The organism is Novosphingobium sp., assembly GCF_036820275.1.
Lineage (GTDB): Bacteria > Pseudomonadota > Alphaproteobacteria > Sphingomonadales > Sphingomonadaceae > Novosphingobium.
On the sequence record NZ_DAISLT010000022.1, the window covers coordinates 94,031 to 95,313 of the forward strand.

Annotated in this window: 1 protein-coding gene; it reads right to left on the bottom strand. The window is 67.3% G+C overall.

Features of this window, described 5'->3' with window-relative positions:
- Positions 1–1,255, bottom strand: a 1,255-nt coding sequence (locus tag V7066_RS17275; RefSeq protein ID WP_334184223.1) for a S9 family peptidase, incomplete at its 3' end; no start/stop codon positions are given.
- Between the last annotated feature and the right edge of the window lie 28 nt (positions 1,256–1,283).

A 1,283-nucleotide genomic window follows, 5' to 3' on the forward strand; every position in this document is an offset into this window, starting at 1 on the left:
CGATATCGCCGTGGACCAGCAGCAGGTGTCCCTTGAGCTGGCCTGCGACGGACATGTTGGAATTGCGCTCCCAGGTTGCCTCGTCGGCATGGCCCATCGAGACTTCCGGCCACCAGGTCTTGTCCAGTCGGAGGTCATGGTTGCCTGAGGACGAGACGCCGACCTTGAAGAAGTCCGGACGGCGCAGGACGAAGCGCGCGGTGTCGTAGCCGCCAGCCGAGCCGCCGAACACGCCGACGCGGCTGACGTCCATGTAGGGGTACCGGGCGGACATCTGCCGGATCAGCGCGATGTGATCGTCCAGCCCCACTTCGCCGAGGTTCTGGAAGGCGGGGAGGCGGAACTTCTGGCCGCGACGCGAGGTGCCGGTGCCGTCGATCATCACGACGATCGCGCCGATCTGCGCGACGCTGTTGCCGGAGACACGGCGGGCATCGCTCCAGGTGGCGGGAACGTCGGTAGTCGTGGGGCCAGTATAGACGTTGTCGATCACCGGATAGCGGCGCTTCGGATCGAAGTGCGCCGGACGGTAGATCATGCCGTAGATCGGCGTCTTGCCGTCCGCCGCCAGGCCCTGGAACGGCTCGGGCGCGGTGTAGCCGGTGGCGAGCAGGCGGCTGTCGTCGGCCTTGGCCAATTCCTTGACGATGCGCCCGGTCGCGCCGTCGCGCAGCACTGCGCGGGTGGGCGAGGTCGGGCTGGACATCTGGTCGACGATCCATTTGCCGTCGGGCGAGACCGCGGCGTTGTGGTCGAGCGGTTCCGGTGTCAGTTCGGTGAGCGCGCTGCCTTTGGCGGGAACGCGGTAGAGCGCGCGCCAGTAGGGATTGCGTGCCGCCTCGCGCCCGACGCCGGTGACGACCAGCGAGGACTTGTCCTCGGCCACGTTGTCGACGGTAAGGACTTCCCATTCGCCGGTGGTCAGTGGCTTGCCGCCGTCGGGATCGTCGGCCGTAACGAGATAGAGCTGCGCCCAGCCGGTCCGCTCGGAGATCGAGAGTTCGCCGCCCAGTTCGGGCGAGGGGAAGATCATGCTCGACGTGACGGTGACGACCGGCTTCACCGCCTCATGCGCGATGATCTTCGCTGCGCCGGTCGCAGGATCGGCGAGGTAGACGGCCTGCTGCTTGTAGCCACGCTCGGTCCAGAGCATGCGGATCTTCCCGTCCAGCCAGCCCATGTCGGGCGGCGAGGGATAGAGGATGGATTCCGAAGGCACCTGGATCGGCACGACCCGGGCCTTGCCCTCCTTCATCGCCTCCCTGACCTCGATCACCAGGCGG